This window comes from Klebsiella sp. K-3 (assembly GCF_051207495.1).
Classification (GTDB): domain Bacteria; phylum Pseudomonadota; class Gammaproteobacteria; order Enterobacterales; family Enterobacteriaceae; genus Klebsiella; species Klebsiella aerogenes.
This window is the reverse complement of sequence record NZ_JBPNXF010000016.1, coordinates 70,684-86,482: the sequence shown is the minus strand read 5'-3', so window position 1 is coordinate 86,482 and position 15,799 is coordinate 70,684. Positions and strand designations below refer to the sequence as shown.

Below are 15,799 nucleotides of genomic sequence, written 5' to 3'. Positions count from 1 at the left end.
AATTCTGAAGTGACAAGAGGAAATTCAAAAAAACTTTTCGTTCGCTCGATTTTCCACCATAACGCGAGTTTTACGCGCTATTTGCTCGTCATTTGCGCGATTTCTCGGGCAAATCTGGCCACCTGCGGCCAATCGGTATAAACCACTTCTTTACTAGTATCCGTTTCCCCGCCGGTCATCTTCATAATTAAGCGAATCATTATTCGATCGTACCAGCGATAGCGCGGATAACGCAGCGCACCGGCAAATACCGCGCAGCTCTGCGGCTGCCACGGCGAGTTAAGGAGAAACTTGCGCGTATAGCTGTTGGTTTGCGGCGTTCGCTTTTCCGGTTTGCGCGCCACCAGGTTTACCGAGAAGAACGCTCCCGGCAACGCCTGCAGAGATGCCAGATGCTTTTTCACGAAGCGGTCCAGCGCTGGATGAAAGTGCCCGTAGCGAATAGAAGCGCCAATCACCACCCGATCGTAATGATGCCACTCAACCGTCTCGGTACGGTTCAGGTTCACAGTATCCGCATCAACCCCCAGCTCTTTGAGTTCAGAGGCCAGATAGGAGGCAATTTCACGGGTCTGCCCATCCCGGGTGGAGAAAAGAATTAAAGTTTTCACGAGCACTCCTGTTAATCGCGCCAGAAAGTGGGAGTAAAGAGCACCAATAAGGTGAACACTTCCAGACGACCAAACAGCATATTAGCAATCAGGATCCATTTCGCGACCGGGTTCATTGTCGCAAAGTTATCAGCAACGACCCCAAGACCAGGCCCCAGGTTGTTCAATGTCGCCACAACTGAAGCAAAGGCAGAAAAGTCATCAACCCCAGTCGCGATTATCGCCAGCATACTAATGATAAAGACCAGCGCATAGGCGGAGAAGAATCCCCACACGGCTTCCAGAATACGTTCCGGCAGCGCGCGGTTACCTAACTTAATGCTATAGACCGCATTCGGGTGCACCAGGCGCTTAAGCTCACGATTCCCCTGCTTAAACAGCAACAGGATACGAATGACCTTTAAACCACCGCCCGTTGACCCGGCGCAGCCGCCGATGAAAGCCGAACAGAGCAGCAGCACCGGCAGGAACAACGGCCAACGCGCAATACTGTCGGTGGTAAACCCAGCGGTCGTCGCCATCGACACCACCTGGAAGAACGCCTGGTTCAGCGTTGTTAACACCGAGCCGTAGACATTATGTAACCACAATACCAGCGTACAGACGATAACCAGGGTTAGCTGAACACCGATAAACATTCTGAATTCCGGATCACGCCAGTAAACCCGTAAACTGCGCCCACTTAATAGCGAAAAGTGCAGGCCATAGTTACAGCCGGAGATTAGGAGGAAGATGGCGATGATGGAGTTAATCATCGGGCTATTAAAGTACCCGACGCTGGCATCGTGAGTTGAGAAGCCGCCGATAGCGATGGTCGCAAAGCTATGGCCAATCGCATCAAACGCCGGCATCCCGGCAAACCATAGCGCTAATGCGCAGGCGACGGTCAATAAGACATAAATAAGCCACAGCGTTTTTGCCGTTTCGGCAATACGCGGTCGCATCTTATTGTCTTTCAACGGGCCCGGCATTTCCGCCCGGTAGAGCTGCATCCCGCCGACGCCAAGGATAGGCAAAATCGCCACCGCCAGCACGATGATACCCATACCACCGAACCACTGCAGCATCTGGCGATAGAACAGGATGGCATGAGGCAGTGAGTCAAGCCCCACCAGCGTCGTCGCGCCGGTAGTGGTTAAGCCGGAGAAGGATTCAAAAAAGGCATCCGTCACCGTCAGATTAGGCTGTTCAGCAAAGATAAACGGTAACGCACCGACGCTGCCCAGCACCGTCCAGAACAACACGACTATCAGAAATCCTTCACGGGATTTCAGCTCGCCTTTTTGCTTACGGTTCGGCCACCACAGCATGGAGCCGATCGCCAGGGCAACAAAGAAGGTTTGGGTGAAAGCTCGCCCCGCGCCATCGCGATATATCAGGGCCACTAATCCCGGGACAATCATCGTCCCCGAAAATAAGATGACCAACAGTCCAACGATTCGGGTTATCGCGCGAAAATGCATCTCTGGCGCTTCCTTTGGGTTACAAAAAAATCAGGTGGGGATTATTCGTCAATCTTCAGTAATTGCAATGAACCACGACTAAAATCAGCCAGTTTTGTCGAAAAAGAGGCCACTTCAGCTTGCGGAAGCGCGACGCGCAGTTGCACAGACGCCTGATATTCGCTTTCCACAATTATGCCCGAGAACTGCGCCAGCAACGCTTCTACCCCGGCCAGCTGTCCGTATTCACATTGCAAAGTATATGCGGTTAACGGCGTCTTGCGCTGCGTTTTCAACTGCGCAAGCGCCTGATGGACGCCGCCGCCATAGGCCTTCACCAGGCCGCCGGTACCCAGCAGAATACCACCGTAGTAGCGCACCACCACCGCGGTTATCTCGCCGACGCCGCTGCCCATCAGCTGCGCCAGCATGGGTTTACCTGCCGTTCCCGCCGGTTCGCCATCGTCAGAGAACCCCAACTGCTGTGAATCATCAGGAGGCCCGGCAACCCACGCCACGCAGTGGTGACGTGCGTCCGGGTGCTCAGCCCTGACCGATTCGACAAACGCTTTCGCCGCCGCCACGCCGTCGGTATGCGCCAACAGCGTGATGAAACGGCTCTTTTTGATCTCTTCAACAACGCTCACCGGCGCGGCCGGCACCAACCAACTTTCCATTACGCCAGTTTCAGGTCGCGCGTCATATTTTCGATACTGTTTTCGTGAACCACCACGTTATCTTCGATACGGATCCCGCCAAACGGCTTCATGGCTTCAATTTTCTGCCAGTTGAAGTGCTTGCTGAACTGCCCTTCACGCCAAGGCGCCAACAGCGACTCAATAAAGTAGATGCCTGGTTCGATAGTCAACACCATACGCGGCTCGAGAATACGGGTGCAACGCAGGTAAGGATACTTCGACGGCGCCGCCAGATGCGTACCGGTATCGTCCTGCATGAAACCGGCGACATCATGAACCTGCAGGCCCAGCGGATGACCAATCCCGTGCGGCATAAACGGTCCGGTCAGATCGTTTTCCACCATCGCCTCTTCGCTCATGCCGGTCACTAGCTGGTGTTTACGCAGCAGCTTTGCGATGCGCTGATGGAACTGAATATGGTAATCAACGTAACTGGTGCCGGCCTTCATGGTGCTAATCAGCGCCAGTTGCTCGTCGTTAACGTCTTTAATCAGCTGCGCGAAATCGTTGTCGCTGTGGCCTGCCCAGGTACGAGTCAGGTCCGCGGCATAGCCGTTGTACTCTGCGCCCGCATCCAACAGGAAGCTGCGCATCTCGGTTGGCGCACGGTGATCCAGCTTGGTGTAGTGCAATACGGCCGCATGCTCATTCAGCGCCACGATATTGCTGTAAGGGACGTCGGTATCGCGATGACCGGTCGCCGTCAGGTAAGCCTGATTAATATCGAACTCGCTCATCCCCGACTGGAAAGCTTCGTGGGCCGCGCGATGGCCGTTGACCGCCGATTTCTGCGCTTCACGCATACAGGCCAGCTCATAATCGGTTTTGTAAGCGCGATAATAATGCAGATAGTCGATAACGCCTTTCGGGTTGATTTTGTCTACCGCGATCTCCAGACCTAAAGCACGTTCCGGCACCGGGCCGATATACGCAATGTTGCCACGCGCCGCGGGCAGTTGACCGCCAATACCGTCGGCTTTCGGCAACGCAATGACATCCACTTCCTCAGTCCAGAAAGAGGTCGGCAGCGGCTCAACGTTGTGCCAGTAATCGACCGGCAAATAAAACCACAACTTCGGTTTATTCACGCCATCCACCAGCAGCCAGCAGTTTGGCACCTGGGTCACCGGCACCCACGCCTTAAACTGCGGGTTAACCTTAAACGGATACGGATGATCGTCGAGGAAGACATTGATCAGCTCGCCGGAGTGGATCAGCAGAGCATCCAGCTTGAAGCGGTCTAAAACTTTGCGGGTACGTTCTTGTAGGGTAACGATATGATTTTTATAAAGCGCGGCCAGTGATTCCATCTTTTATCCTTTGCTTTTATTGGATCGTGATTCTCCGCATCTTAGCACATTGGCTCCAGGCCGGGTGATTTCTACCGGATGTGATCCGACCAGCAATTATTTAAAGAGTAATTTGCATTTTCTTAACATAAATTCCACACTCCGAGTCATCTGGTATGACCAGATCATATTGCTGGATTCAGGAGACTGACATGCTCTACAAAGGCGACACCCTGTACCTCGACTGGCTGGAAAATGGCATTGCCGAACTGGTTTTCGACGCCCCCGGCTCGGTTAACAAGCTTGATACTGCAACCGTTGCCAGCCTCGGCCACGCGCTGGACGTACTCGAAAAACAAAAAGATCTCAAAGGGCTGCTGCTGCGCTCTGAAAAAGCGGCCTTTATCGTCGGCGCCGATATCACCGAATTCCTTTCACTATTCCTGGTGCCGGAAGAACAGTTGAGCCAGTGGCTGCACTTTGCCAACAGCGTCTTCAATCGCCTGGAAGATTTGCCGGTCCCTACTCTGTCAGCGGTTAACGGCTACGCGCTGGGCGGCGGCTGCGAATGCGTGCTGGCGACCGACTATCGCCTCGCCACGCCGGATCTGCGCATCGGCCTGCCGGAAACCAAGTTGGGCATTATGCCTGGCTTCGGCGGTTCCGTACGTCTGCCGCGCCTGCTCGGCGCCGATAGCGCGCTGGAAATTATTGCCGCCGGTAAAGACGTCGGCGCCGATCAAGCGCTGAAAATTGGCCTCATTGACGGCATTGTTGCCGCGGAAAAACTGCATGACGGCGCGCTGGCGATTCTGCGCCAGGCGATTAATGGCGACCTGGACTGGAAAGCCAAACGTCAGCCGAAACTGGAGCCGCTGAAGCTCAGCAAAATTGAAGCCGCCATGAGCTTCACTATTGCCAAAGGTATGGTCGCGCAAACCGCCGGAAAACATTATCCGGCGCCGATCACCGCGGTAAAAACCATCGAAGCCGCCGCGCGTCTTGGCCGTGATGACGCGCTGAAGCTGGAAAACCAAAGTTTTGTTCCGCTGGCGCACACCAACGAAGCGCGCGCGCTGGTCGGTATCTTCCTTAACGACCAGTACGTCAAAGCGAAAGCGAAAAAACTCACTAAAGATGTCGAGACGCCGAAGCACGCTGCCGTATTAGGCGCCGGCATTATGGGTGGCGGCATTGCTTACCAGTCAGCCTGGAAAGGCGTGCCGGTGGTGATGAAAGACATTAGCGACAAATCGCTGACCCTTGGCATGACCGAAGCGGCGAAGCTGCTGAATAAACAGCTGGAACGCGGAAAAATCGACGGCCTGAAGCTGGCCGGAGTGATTAGCACCATTCAGCCAACGCTGGAATACAGCGGTTTTGACCGCGTGGACGTCGTCGTTGAAGCGGTGGTGGAAAACCCGAAAGTGAAGAAAGCGGTACTGGCGGAAACCGAAGAGAAAGTGCGTCCGGACACCGTGCTGGCTTCCAACACCTCAACGATTCCTATCAGCGAGCTGGCCGGCGTTCTGCAGCGCCCGGAGAATTTCTGCGGTATGCACTTCTTTAACCCGGTCCATCGCATGCCGCTGGTTGAAGTGATCCGCGGCGAGAAAACTTCGGACAAGACCATTGCCAAAGTCGTGGCCTGGGCCAGCAAAATGGGCAAAACGCCGATCGTGGTGAATGATTGCCCCGGCTTCTTCGTCAACCGCGTGCTGTTCCCCTATTTCGCAGGCTTCAGCCAGCTGCTGCGCGACGGCGCGGATTTCCGCAAAGTCGACAAAGTGATGGAAAAACAGTTTGGCTGGCCGATGGGCCCGGCCTATCTGCTGGATGTTGTCGGCATCGATACCGCGCACCATGCCCAGGCGGTAATGGCGGCGGGGTTCCCACAGCGGATGCAGAAAGATTATCGCGATGCTATCGACGCGCTGTTTGACGCCAGCCGTTTCGGCCAGAAGAACGGCCTCGGTTTCTGGCGTTATAAAGAAGACAGTAAAGGTAAGCCGAAGAAAGAAGAAGATGCCGCAGTCGATAGTCTGCTGGCCGAAGTCAGCCAGCCGAAGCGCGATTTCAGCGATGAAGAGATTATCGCCCGTATGATGATCCCGATGGTTAACGAAGTTGTTCGCTGCCTGGAAGAAGGCATTATCGCCAGCCCGGCGGAAGCGGATATGGCGCTGGTATATGGCCTGGGCTTCCCTCCGTTCCACGGCGGCGCATTCCGCTGGCTGGACACCATCGGCAGCGCAAAATATCTCGATATGGCACAGCAATACCAGCACCTCGGCCCGCTTTATGCCGTGCCGGAGGGTCTGCGTAATAAGGCCCGTCATAACGAAGCGTATTATCCTCCAGTAGAACCAGCCCGTCCGGTTGGCGAACTGAAAACGGCTTAAGGAGTCACAATGGAACAGGTTGTCATTGTCGATGCAATTCGCACCCCGATGGGCCGTTCAAAGGGCGGCGCCTTTCGCAACGTGCGTGCGGAAGACCTCTCCGCACACCTGATGCGAAGCCTGCTCTCGCGTAACCCGTCCCTTGAGGCGAGCGCGATTGACGATATTTACTGGGGCTGCGTGCAACAAACACTGGAGCAGGGTTTCAACATTGCGCGTAACGCCGCGCTGCTGGCGGAAATACCGCACTCGGTACCGGCAACAACGGTTAACCGCCTGTGCGGTTCCTCCATGCAGGCGCTGCACGATGCCGCCCGTATGATCATGACCGGCGACGCCAGCGTCTGCCTGATTGGCGGCGTTGAGCACATGGGCCATGTGCCAATGAGCCACGGTGTTGATTTCCACCCGGGCCTTAGCCGTAACGTGGCGAAAGCCGCCGGTATGATGGGGCTGACCGCGGAAATGCTGGCGCGTTTGCACGGCATTAGCCGTGAAATGCAGGATCAATTCGCCGCACGCTCCCACGCTCGCGCCTGGGCGGCGACGCAATCCGGGGCATTCAAGGCGGAGATTATCCCGACCGGCGGCCACGATGCCGACGGCGTGCTGAAATCCTTTAATTATGACGAAGTCATCCGCCCGGAAACCACCGTAGAAGCGCTGGCGGCACTGAGACCGGCTTTCGATCCGGTGACCGGCACGGTCACGGCAGGCACCTCTTCCGCGCTTTCCGACGGCGCGGCGGCGATGCTGCTGATGAGCGAAAGCCGCGCCCGCGAGCTGGGGCTGAAGCCACGCGCTCGCGTCCGTTCAATGGCGGTGGTCGGCTGCGATCCGTCCATTATGGGTTATGGCCCGGTTCCGGCCTCAAAGCTGGCCCTGAAAAAAGCGGGATTATCCACCAGCGATATCGACGTCTTTGAAATGAATGAAGCGTTTGCCGCGCAGATCCTGCCGTGTATTAAAGATCTGGGCTTAATGGAGCAGATTGACGAGAAGATCAACCTTAACGGCGGCGCGATCGCGCTCGGCCACCCGTTGGGCTGTTCCGGGGCGCGTATTAGCACCACCTTGATCAATCAGATGGAACGCAAAGACGCGCAGTTCGGTCTGGCGACCATGTGCATCGGTTTAGGTCAGGGGATCGCCACCGTATTCGAGAGGATATAGGTAAAAAACTCGATGCCATTATTGCCTGCCAGCCAACAGGCAATAATGGATTAGAGGGGGTTTAGTTGCCGTTCTTCCCGCCTGTCAGGGGCGGGTTTTTTATTTCTATCATTCAGTTATTATCTCCACTACTGTATAAATCATTAATGATAATAACTAGTTATGAAAAAACTCTTACTAATTCTCCCACTGATTGCATTACCAGCTGCAGCTCTCGCCGATGAACAAACTGACGCTCAGGCGTGTCTATCATGGGGGATCAGCAAAATGGCGCCTAACCAGCAATTAAGCCATGTAGATATCACTGATATTAATAGCGAACGCTATGATGAGAAGGTAGGTTCCCAGCATATTGCGACGCAACTAACCGCAACGCTGGCAAAAAAAGGCGACAGCGTTGGAAACATGCTCTGTTTGCTGGAAAACGAGCGGCCGCTGTACGTTTACTTCAGCGATATGCAGTAAAAAAAGCATCCGGGTCTCGCGCCTGGATGCTTATTAGAAACACGATCAGATAAACGCAAACGCATCGCCAAACAGGCGATCTTCACGCGCGCCGCGCTCATTACAGAACAGGTCGCGGGCAATCTTGGCCATCTCAAAGCGACCGGCAATGTAAATATCATGCTCGGCCAGCGTACCGTAATCCTGCAGCACCGCAGTCAGTACCGTACCGGAACGGCCGCGCCATCCTTCTTCCGGCTGCTCAACCACCGGCTCGATGCGCAGATTCGGATGCTTGATGCTCAACGCTTCCAGCTCGGCCAGATCGTACAGATGTTTAGCCTCGCGGCCGCCCCAATAAATGGCGATATCGCGGTCCGGGTTACGCGCCAGCGCGGTTAACAGAATAGAACGCACATAAGAGAATCCGGTACCGCCGGCGATCAGAATCAGCGGGCGATCTTCGTCATCGCGCAGCCACGCTTCGCCATGCGGAATATCAACCTCAATTTCACGCTCTTTCAGAATGCGATCCATCACCGCCATCGCATACAGATTGAGTTCAGAAGCACCGATATGCAGCTCGATAAACTCGTGCTCTGACGGCGTGGAAGCCATAGAGAACGGACGCTTGTCGCGCTCATCCATCACTACCATCAGATACTGGCCGGCGCGGAAAGAAAATGCCGCTTCCGGTACTAATCGAACGCGATACACGGTATCGGTAATCGCCTCCACCGAGGTCACTTTACAGCTTAAGGTTGTCATGCGTCCCCTCTGTCGGGTCTATAGAGCAAAACAGCGGCGTTAGCCCCGCTTACTGTTATTTAAAGATGGCCAGTTCATCCCAGATGGCGTCGATACGCGCCGTCACCTCAGGATCTTTTTTGATTGGACGACCCCATTCACGCTGGGTTTCGCCAGGCCATTTATTTGTGGCATCCAGCCCCATTTTTGAACCCAGGCCGGAAACCGGCGAGGCAAAATCCAGATAATCTATTGGCGTATTTTCTACCAGTACCGTATCACGAGCCGGGTCCATACGGGTAGTAATCGCCCAAATCACGTCATTCCAGTCGCGCGCGTTCACGTCATCGTCGCAGACAATCACGAACTTGGTATACATGAACTGGCGCAGGAACGACCAGACGCCCATCATCACGCGCTTGGCATGGCCTGCGTACTGTTTTTTCATGGTGACCACCGCCAGGCGATAGGAACATCCTTCCGGAGGCAGATAGAAGTCGACGATTTCCGGGAACTGCTTTTGCAGAATAGGCACAAAGACTTCGTTAAGCGCCACGCCCAGCACCGCAGGTTCATCCGGCGGACGGCCGGTATAGGTCGAATGATATATCGCGTCTTCGCGCTGGGTAATATGGGTCACCGTAAATACCGGGAAGCTGTCTACTTCATTGTAGTAGCCGGTATGATCGCCGTATGGCCCTTCCGGCGCCATCTCGCCGGCCTCAATGTAGCCTTCAAGCACGATTTCCGCGCTGGCCGGCACTTCAAGGTCATTGGAAACGCACTTCACCACTTCGGTCTTGGTGCCGCGCAGCAAGCCTGCGAAAGCGTATTCCGACAGGGTATCAGGAACCGGCGTCACCGCGCCCAGAATGGTCGCCGGATCGGCGCCAAGCGCCACGGATACCGGGAAACGCTCGCCGGGATGCCCCGCGCACCACTCCTGGAAATCGAGCGCGCCGCCGCGGTGGGACAACCAACGCATGATGAGTTTATTTTTGCCGATCAGCTGCTGGCGATAAATACCCAGATTTTGCCTCTCCTTGTGCGGGCCGCGAGTCACCGTCAGCCCCCAGGTAATCAGCGGCGCGGCATCTTCCGGCCAGCAGGTCATAATCGGTATTTTGTTGAGATCGACATCATCGCCCTGGATGATTTTTTGCTGACAAGGCGCGCCGCGCAGGCGTTTGGTCGGCATATTCAACACTTGCTTGAACTGCGGCAGCTTATCAAACAGATCGCGGAAGCCTTTTGGCGGCTCCGGCTCTTTCAGAAAGGCCAATAGCTTCCCGACTTCCCGTAGCGAACTGACGTCTTCCTGGCCCATCCCCAGCGCCACGCGGCGCGGCGTGCCAAACAGGTTGCACAGCACCGGCATCGAGTAGCCTTTTGGGTTTTCAAACAACAGCGCCGGGCCGCCGGCACGCAGGGTGCGGTCGGCAATTTCGGTAATTTCCAGATGCGGGTCGACCGGCAGGGTTATCCGCTTTAGTTCGCCCTGCTGCTCAAGTAATGTCAGAAAGTCGCGTAGATCGTGGTATTTCATGGAGTTATTATTGACCTCTATACAAGCGGCTGATTATACGATTTTCGCCGCAACGATGCTGTACTTTTGTTAAATAAGCGTAAATGAACAGGCTATTTACGCTTTCGCTTATAATGGTTTTCGCGATTGTTCCAGGCTTTTGTTATGCTTGCAGGTAGTAAAGCGGAAAGAGTCATTATGCAAGCCTGGTACTTACTTTATTGCAAACGTGGGCAGCTTCAGCGCGCCCAGGAACACCTTGAACGTCAGGCAGTCAACTGCCTGATGCCGACGATCGCGCTGGAAAAAATCATCCGTGGTAAACGTACTACGGTCAGCGAGCCCCTGTTCCCAAACTATCTGTTCGTCGAATTCGATCCCGAGATCATTCATACCACCACCATCAGCGCTACCCGAGGGGTGAACAGTTTCGTTCGTTTTGGCGCCCAACCGGCAGTGGTCCCTTCAGAGGTGATTCACCAGCTTTCTATCTATAAACCGGAAGGTATTACCGACCCGGAAACGCCTCATGAAGGCGATAGCGTGTTGATCACCGACGGCGCTTTTGAAGGACTGCAGGCTATCTTCACCGAGCCCGACGGCGAAGCCCGTTCAATGCTGCTCCTCAATCTGTTGAATAAACAGGTCCTGCAAAGCGTTAAAAATACCGACTTCTATAAAATCTGACGGCGCGGTTAAAAGCGCACGCCAAACAACTTCCTGACGTTCGCATCCGTAACCTCCTCCAACCATTGCGCTTCCTCGCCTCGCCAGCCCGCTACGCTTGCCAGAATATGCGGCAGATAAGCGGGCTCGTTGCGCCGCGAGGAGGGCTTCGGCTTCATGTCCCTCGGTAATAGATATGGCGCGTCGGTCTCCAGCAACAGACGTTCCGCCGGGATTGCCGGCAACAGTTCACGAAGCTCCAGTCCCCGCCGCTCATCGCACACCCAGCCGGTGATACCGATAAATAACCCTTTATCAAGGCACTGAAGCACTTCCTCGCGGCTACCGGTAAAGCAGTGCAACACGGCGCCGGGCAGTTTATTGAGCCACGGATCCAGCAGTGCAAGAAACCGTTCATGGGCGTCACGGCAATGTAAAAATACCGGCATTGAGAGCTCGGCCGCCAGCGCCAGCTGGGCGCTGAACGCCTTCTCCTGCTCCTGCGGCGTTGAGAAATTGCGGTTGAAATCAAGACCGCATTCGCCAATCGCCGCCACCTGCGGCTGGCGGGCCAGCGCGTGGATTTCTTCAGCCACCGACTCAGTCCAGGTGCTGCTATCGTGCGGATGCACACCCGCGGTAGACCAGCAGTTGGCGTAACGGCCAGCCATCTGCCGCGCCTGCTGGCTTTCATGCAGATTGGCGCCGGTTAGCAGCATCCCATGAACACCCGCCGCCTGCGCGCGCGCAACCACGTCGTCGTGGTCGCGAGAAAACTGCGAGCTGGTCAGATTCACGCCAATATCAAACATCATAGCTCCCATATGACAACCGCCCTGACGGGCGGTTGGCGTTGTTACTCTTCTTTGCTCTCCGCCTCTTCGGCGGCGGCATCTTCGTCACGCGTCAGGCGTTTACCGGTATAGAAACGGGCAAAGAACACCCCGACTTCAAACAGGCAATACATGGGGATGGCCAACAGCGTTTGCGAGAACACATCCGGCGGCGTCAGCAGCATACCGACCACGAAGGCGCCCACCAGCACGTAGGGCCGTTTTTTACGCAAATCCTCCGGCGTCGTGACGCCCATCCAGCAGAGCAGGACGATGGCGACCGGCACTTCAAACGACACGCCAAAAGCCATGAACAGCGCCATGACAAAATCGAGGTAGCTACGGATATCGGTCGAAACTAATACCCCTTCCGGCGCGGCGTGAGTCAGGAAGCCGAATGCCAGCGGGAACACGACGAAATAAGCGAAAGCCATGCCGATATAGAACAGCAGCGTACTGGAAACCAGCAGCGGCATGACCAGCCGACGTTCATGCTTATACAGCGCCGGCGCCACGAATGCCCATACCTGATAAAGAATGACCGGCACTGACAGGATCACCGAAACCATAAAGGTCAGTTTGATCGGCGTGAAGAAAGGAGAAGCGACATCGGTGGCGATCATCGTCGCGCCTACCGGCATTTTGCTGATAAGCGGAGCGGAAACCAGTTGATAGATATCGTTGGCGAAGTAAACCAACGCCAGGAAGATCACCAGGATGGCAATGATGCTGTTGAGCAGGCGCTTACGCAGCTCAATCAGATGTGAAATTAACGGTTGAGTCTCGTCTACGCCCATTTTTTACGCTTTATCACTCGATGCGGGGGAAGAATCTGGCACTGCCGCGGCGGCTTTTTCCTTAACCGCCGGGACTTCAGCCGGCGAAACGGATGGCTCCTCGGCAACGGGCTCCGGCGTATGTGCCGGGGCGCTGACCTGATGTTCCGCCGTTGCCGGTGTGACATCCTGGCGCTGCGCTTCGCTACCTTTGACGACCGGATTATGGATGGTGTTCGCTTCGTCGCTGGCCTTTTCAGGATCGTGGGCGGTATAGGAACGCTTCATGGATTCGGCCGCTTCGCGCAGTTCATCCATCGAGGCTTTGAGCTCCGGAGTCAGATTATCCAGGCTGGCCTTCTCCACCTTCTTCAGGCTCTCCTGAAACTCCTGCAGTTTTAGCTCCTGGGCAAGCTCATTTTGTACGGTGGTCGCCAGCGAGCGCAACGTACGGATCCAGCTGGCCACCGTTTTGACGGCGACGGGTAGTCGCTGTGGCCCCAATACGATGAGGCCAATCACGAACACCAGCAATAGTTCACTAAAACCGATATCGAACACGAATTACACCTGCTCTTTGTCGTGGCGTTTTGTCTCGTCTTTTTTCGCATCATCTTGTTTATCAGCGATAGTTTTCGCTGCAAAATCTGCATCGGCTGAGGATTTATCAGATTTCTCATCATCGCTCATCGCTTTTTTAAAGCCCTTGATCGATGCGCCTAAATCCGAACCCAGCGAGCTCAGCTTCTTCGTCCCGAAAAGCAGAACTACGATGACGACAACAATTAATAACTGCCAAATACTGATACCACCCATACACGTTCCCCTATGACAGATGATGAATGATGAGAGCGCATTATACACGTCATCCGGTGAGACGCCTCTTTGTCAGGCCGCTCACATGACTTCGCGCAAGAATCAATGCGCCAGAATAAACGCGAAACCTGTCAGCGCGTTTTTCGCCAACCAATAAGCCAGGTCACGACGCCGCCGGCCATCAGCCAGCCTGGCATCATGCCCCACTCCGGGCGGTGGATAAATAACAGCGTACCGCTTAAAAGCAAAACGGCGCCTATACCAAACAGATAGCGGGACTGCCCCTGGCGCACGTGACGCACCTGGAAGTCGCGCACGATAGTATCGACGCTGGTCTGCAGCTGTTTGCTCTGCTGCAGGCTTTGGTACACCAGCTCAGGAATTTCCGGCATCCTTTCAATCCAGAACGGCGCTTTTTCTTTAAACGCACGCACCAGCGCGGGAATACCGACCTGATCCTTAATCCACGACTCGAGGAAAGGCTTCGCCGTTTTCCACAAGTCTAACTGAGGATAGAGCTGACGACCTACCCCTTCTACGTAAAGTAATGTCTTCTGAAGCAAAACCAGCTGCGGTTGGACTTCCATATTGAAACGCCGCGCGGTGTTAAACAGATTCAGCAATACGTGGCCGAAGGAGATTTCCGCCAGCGGCTTTTCAAAGATGGGCTCGCACACGGTGCGAATCGCAAACTCAAACTCTTCAACGTTGGTATCCGGCGGCACCCAGCCGGAATCGACGTGCAGCTCGGCAACCTTACGGTAATCGCGGTTGAAGAAAGCAATGAAGTTTTCTGCGAGATAACGCTTATCGTCTTTGTTCAGCGAGCCGACGATACCGCAGTCGATACCGATATATTGCGGGTCATGCGGATGATCGTAGCTAACGAAAATATTACCCGGATGCATATCCGCATGGAAAAAGCTGTCGCGAAACACCTGGGTAAAGAAGACCTGCACCCCACGCTCCGCAAGCAACTGCATGTTGGTGCCCTGGGCTTCCAGCGCAGCGACGTCGGAAACCGGAATACCGTAGATCCGCTCCATCACCATCATGCCTTCGCTACAGTAATCGGAATAGACTTCCGGCACGTATAGCATTGGGCTATCTTCGAAATTGCGCCGTAGCTGAATAGCGTTAGCCGACTCGCGTAACAGGTTCAGCTCGTCCATCAGCGTTTTTTCATATTCGCGGACGACTTCTTGCGGGCGCAGACGGCGGCCATCCGGCAGCAGACGAGGTACCCAGCGCGCCAGGCGGTAGATTAATTTCATGTCCGCTTTGATCACCGGCAGGATATCCGGGCGAATGACCTTGATGACGACCTCTTTGCCGTTGTCTTTCAGGCGCGCGGTATGGACCTGGGCGATGGAGGCGGAAGCGAGCGGCTCAATGGCGAAATCATCGAACCAGGCTTCAATGGGCAGCCCGCCCATCGCTTGTTCGATCTGTTGTTTAGCCAATTTGCCATCGAAAGGTGCGACGCGATCCTGCAGCAGCGCCAGTTGATCGGCGATTTGCGGCGGGAACAGATCGCGGCGGGTGGAGAGCATCTGGCCGAACTTAATCCACACCGGGCCCAGCTCCTGCAGCGCCAGGCGTAAGCGTTGACCCAGCGGTTTATCTTTGTGGCGATTCGGCATCCAGAACAACATTCGCCGCCAGATGCGCAGCGGCAACGTGATACGCATTTTGGGAATGAGCTCATCAAGCCCGTAACTCAAAAAGGTGCGGATGATAAAATACAGGCGCCGTAATTCTCCTGGCGTCATTTGCCCTCCAGCGTTTCCAGCCGTTTTTCCAGTGCGGCCAGCGCGCGTTCTACAGCGGCGGACTCTTCAGCAAACCAGGCCATCTCTAACGGCCCCGGCGCCAGTCGCCACTCTTCGGTAATCGCTTCAGCGACGTAGCGCTGCTGGCTTTTCGCGCCCTGCAGCAGGAAGCGCGCACCGCCGCGAAGCACCTTGCCAACCCCTTCAGCGACGATGTCGCCGGTATATGGCGCCAGTAGCTCTGCCGGGTCGAACTCCGCCAGATCGCAAAGCGCGACCATGTTCTGCACAACCTGCAGGTCGCCCTGTACTTCCAGATCGCCGCTGCGAATCAGCGCGGTCAGTTGTTGGCGGTTACGCAACTGCGGCAGCACGCTCAGGCGGGTTATTACGGTACAGTCAGCTTCGCCTTCCCACGCGCCGAGCACGTCGATTTGCTGCTCGCTAAAGGCCAGCACGACAGGCGCCGACAGCTCTTTGAGCTCTACGCGCAGCACTTTCCCCAGCAGGCGTTGACGCGCCGGTTTAAGCGCGCGGTCGCGCCAGAGAAAAGTATTAAGAACCGTTTCGATGCCAGCGGTAACCAGTGGTGCGAAAGGCATAGC

The 15,799-nt window shown here is 55.4% G+C and carries 16 protein-coding genes; 4 read left to right on the top strand and 12 right to left on the bottom strand.

Annotated features, from left to right (window positions below):
• Nucleotides 1-77: 77 nt before the first annotated feature.
• The 4 genes from hemG to pepQ are packed head-to-tail and all read right to left on the bottom strand — an operon-like array spanning nt 78 to nt 4,061.
• Nucleotides 78-611, bottom strand: coding sequence for a menaquinone-dependent protoporphyrinogen IX dehydrogenase (gene hemG / locus ACSEMK_RS22140; RefSeq protein WP_087858686.1), 534 nt, complete (start codon nt 609-611; stop codon nt 78-80).
• 11 nt (nt 612-622) lie between these two features.
• Nucleotides 623-2,074 (bottom strand): Trk system potassium transporter TrkH, encoded by a 1,452-nt coding sequence (gene trkH, locus ACSEMK_RS22135; protein WP_045378745.1) that lies wholly within the window; start codon nt 2,072-2,074, stop codon nt 623-625.
• 41 nt (nt 2,075-2,115) lie between these two features.
• Nucleotides 2,116-2,730, bottom strand: a complete 615-nt coding sequence (locus ACSEMK_RS22130; protein ID WP_015704001.1) for an IMPACT family protein — start codon at nt 2,728-2,730, stop codon at nt 2,116-2,118.
• Nucleotides 2,730-4,061, bottom strand: coding sequence for a Xaa-Pro dipeptidase (gene pepQ / locus ACSEMK_RS22125; protein ID WP_435336644.1), 1,332 nt, complete (start codon nt 4,059-4,061; stop codon nt 2,730-2,732). The genes ACSEMK_RS22130 and pepQ overlap by 1 nt, the downstream gene beginning before the upstream one ends.
• 191 nt (nt 4,062-4,252) lie before the next feature.
• On the opposite strand from pepQ, the gene fadB reads away from it, so the two are divergent.
• The 3 genes from fadB to ACSEMK_RS22110 all read left to right on the top strand — a co-directional run bounded on the left by fadB (nt 4,253) and on the right by ACSEMK_RS22110 (nt 8,080).
• Nucleotides 4,253-6,442, top strand: a complete 2,190-nt coding sequence (fadB, locus tag ACSEMK_RS22120) for a fatty acid oxidation complex subunit alpha FadB (protein WP_430915467.1) — start codon at nt 4,253-4,255, stop codon at nt 6,440-6,442.
• A 9-nt stretch (nt 6,443-6,451) separates the two neighbouring features.
• Complete coding sequence (gene fadA / locus ACSEMK_RS22115; RefSeq protein ID WP_008807927.1) at nt 6,452-7,615, top strand: acetyl-CoA C-acyltransferase FadA; 1,164 nt, start codon at nt 6,452-6,454, stop codon at nt 7,613-7,615.
• Between the two features lie 162 nt (nt 7,616-7,777).
• Nucleotides 7,778-8,080: a hypothetical protein gene (locus tag ACSEMK_RS22110; RefSeq protein WP_213317868.1), complete on the top strand. Its 303-nt coding sequence runs from the start codon at nt 7,778-7,780 to the stop codon at nt 8,078-8,080.
• A gap of 45 nt (nt 8,081-8,125) precedes the next feature.
• Here ACSEMK_RS22110 and fre read toward each other — a convergent pair whose 3' ends face one another.
• Both fre and ubiD read right to left on the bottom strand, forming a co-directional pair.
• Complete coding sequence (gene fre / locus ACSEMK_RS22105) at nt 8,126-8,827, bottom strand: NAD(P)H-flavin reductase (protein ID WP_008807928.1); 702 nt, start codon at nt 8,825-8,827, stop codon at nt 8,126-8,128.
• Between the two features lie 55 nt (nt 8,828-8,882).
• Nucleotides 8,883-10,352: a 4-hydroxy-3-polyprenylbenzoate decarboxylase gene (gene ubiD / locus ACSEMK_RS22100; RefSeq protein WP_435336643.1), complete on the bottom strand. Its 1,470-nt coding sequence runs from the start codon at nt 10,350-10,352 to the stop codon at nt 8,883-8,885.
• A 177-nt stretch (nt 10,353-10,529) separates the two neighbouring features.
• On the opposite strand from ubiD, the gene rfaH reads away from it, so the two are divergent.
• Nucleotides 10,530-11,018: a transcription/translation regulatory transformer protein RfaH gene (gene rfaH / locus ACSEMK_RS22095; protein WP_015703997.1), complete on the top strand. Its 489-nt coding sequence runs from the start codon at nt 10,530-10,532 to the stop codon at nt 11,016-11,018.
• Nucleotides 11,019-11,026: 8 nt separating this feature from the next.
• Here the strand turns inward: rfaH and tatD are convergent, their stop codons facing one another.
• From tatD to ubiJ, 6 genes are all read right to left on the bottom strand, one after another.
• Nucleotides 11,027-11,821 carry a 3'-5' ssDNA/RNA exonuclease TatD gene (gene tatD / locus ACSEMK_RS22090; RefSeq protein ID WP_435336642.1) on the bottom strand — a complete coding sequence of 265 codons (795 nt, stop codon included), beginning with the start codon at nt 11,819-11,821 and terminating at the stop codon, nt 11,027-11,029.
• A gap of 32 nt (nt 11,822-11,853) precedes the next feature.
• Entirely contained in the window at nt 11,854-12,627 is a 774-nt protein-coding gene (tatC, locus tag ACSEMK_RS22085) for a Sec-independent protein translocase subunit TatC (protein ID WP_015368842.1), read from the bottom strand.
• A gap of 3 nt (nt 12,628-12,630) precedes the next feature.
• Nucleotides 12,631-13,167 (bottom strand): Sec-independent protein translocase protein TatB, encoded by a 537-nt coding sequence (gene tatB, locus ACSEMK_RS22080; protein ID WP_087858690.1) that lies wholly within the window; start codon nt 13,165-13,167, stop codon nt 12,631-12,633.
• 3 nt (nt 13,168-13,170) lie between these two features.
• Nucleotides 13,171-13,422, bottom strand: coding sequence for a Sec-independent protein translocase subunit TatA (gene tatA, locus ACSEMK_RS22075; protein ID WP_015368844.1), 252 nt, complete (start codon nt 13,420-13,422; stop codon nt 13,171-13,173).
• Between the two features lie 131 nt (nt 13,423-13,553).
• Nucleotides 13,554-15,194 (bottom strand): ubiquinone biosynthesis regulatory protein kinase UbiB, encoded by a 1,641-nt coding sequence (ubiB, locus tag ACSEMK_RS22070; protein WP_015368845.1) that lies wholly within the window; start codon nt 15,192-15,194, stop codon nt 13,554-13,556.
• The gene (gene ubiJ / locus ACSEMK_RS22065; protein ID WP_032713803.1) at nt 15,191-15,796 is read right to left on the bottom strand and encodes a ubiquinone biosynthesis protein UbiJ; all 606 of its coding nucleotides are present in this window, start codon (nt 15,794-15,796) and stop codon (nt 15,191-15,193) included. The genes ubiB and ubiJ overlap by 4 nt, the downstream gene beginning before the upstream one ends.
• Nucleotides 15,797-15,799: the final 3 nt, after the last annotated feature.

Excerpts from the sequence above, each read along its gene's own strand:
- ACSEMK_RS22110 (WP_213317868.1), top strand. The coding sequence starts at position 7,778 with ATGAAAAAACTCTTACTAATTCTCCCACTGATTGCATTACCAGCTGCA.
- trkH (WP_045378745.1), bottom strand. The coding sequence starts at position 2,074 with ATGCATTTTCGCGCGATAACCCGAATCGTTGGACTGTTGGTCATCTTA.
- fadB (WP_430915467.1), top strand. The coding sequence starts at position 4,253 with ATGCTCTACAAAGGCGACACCCTGTACCTCGACTGGCTGGAAAATGGC.
- ubiB (WP_015368845.1), bottom strand. The coding sequence starts at position 15,194 with ATGACGCCAGGAGAATTACGGCGCCTGTATTTTATCATCCGCACCTTT.
- ubiD (WP_435336643.1), bottom strand. The coding sequence starts at position 10,352 with ATGAAATACCACGATCTACGCGACTTTCTGACATTACTTGAGCAGCAG.
- tatD (WP_435336642.1), bottom strand. The coding sequence starts at position 11,821 with ATGGGAGCTATGATGTTTGATATTGGCGTGAATCTGACCAGCTCGCAG.
- rfaH (WP_015703997.1), top strand. The coding sequence starts at position 10,530 with ATGCAAGCCTGGTACTTACTTTATTGCAAACGTGGGCAGCTTCAGCGC.
- tatA (WP_015368844.1), bottom strand. The coding sequence starts at position 13,422 with ATGGGTGGTATCAGTATTTGGCAGTTATTAATTGTTGTCGTCATCGTA.
- ACSEMK_RS22130 (WP_015704001.1), bottom strand. The coding sequence starts at position 2,730 with ATGGAAAGTTGGTTGGTGCCGGCCGCGCCGGTGAGCGTTGTTGAAGAG.
- ubiJ (WP_032713803.1), bottom strand. The coding sequence starts at position 15,796 with ATGCCTTTCGCACCACTGGTTACCGCTGGCATCGAAACGGTTCTTAAT.
- pepQ (WP_435336644.1), bottom strand. The coding sequence starts at position 4,061 with ATGGAATCACTGGCCGCGCTTTATAAAAATCATATCGTTACCCTACAA.
- fre (WP_008807928.1), bottom strand. The coding sequence starts at position 8,827 with ATGACAACCTTAAGCTGTAAAGTGACCTCGGTGGAGGCGATTACCGAT.
- fadA (WP_008807927.1), top strand. The coding sequence starts at position 6,452 with ATGGAACAGGTTGTCATTGTCGATGCAATTCGCACCCCGATGGGCCGT.
- tatC (WP_015368842.1), bottom strand. The coding sequence starts at position 12,627 with ATGGGCGTAGACGAGACTCAACCGTTAATTTCACATCTGATTGAGCTG.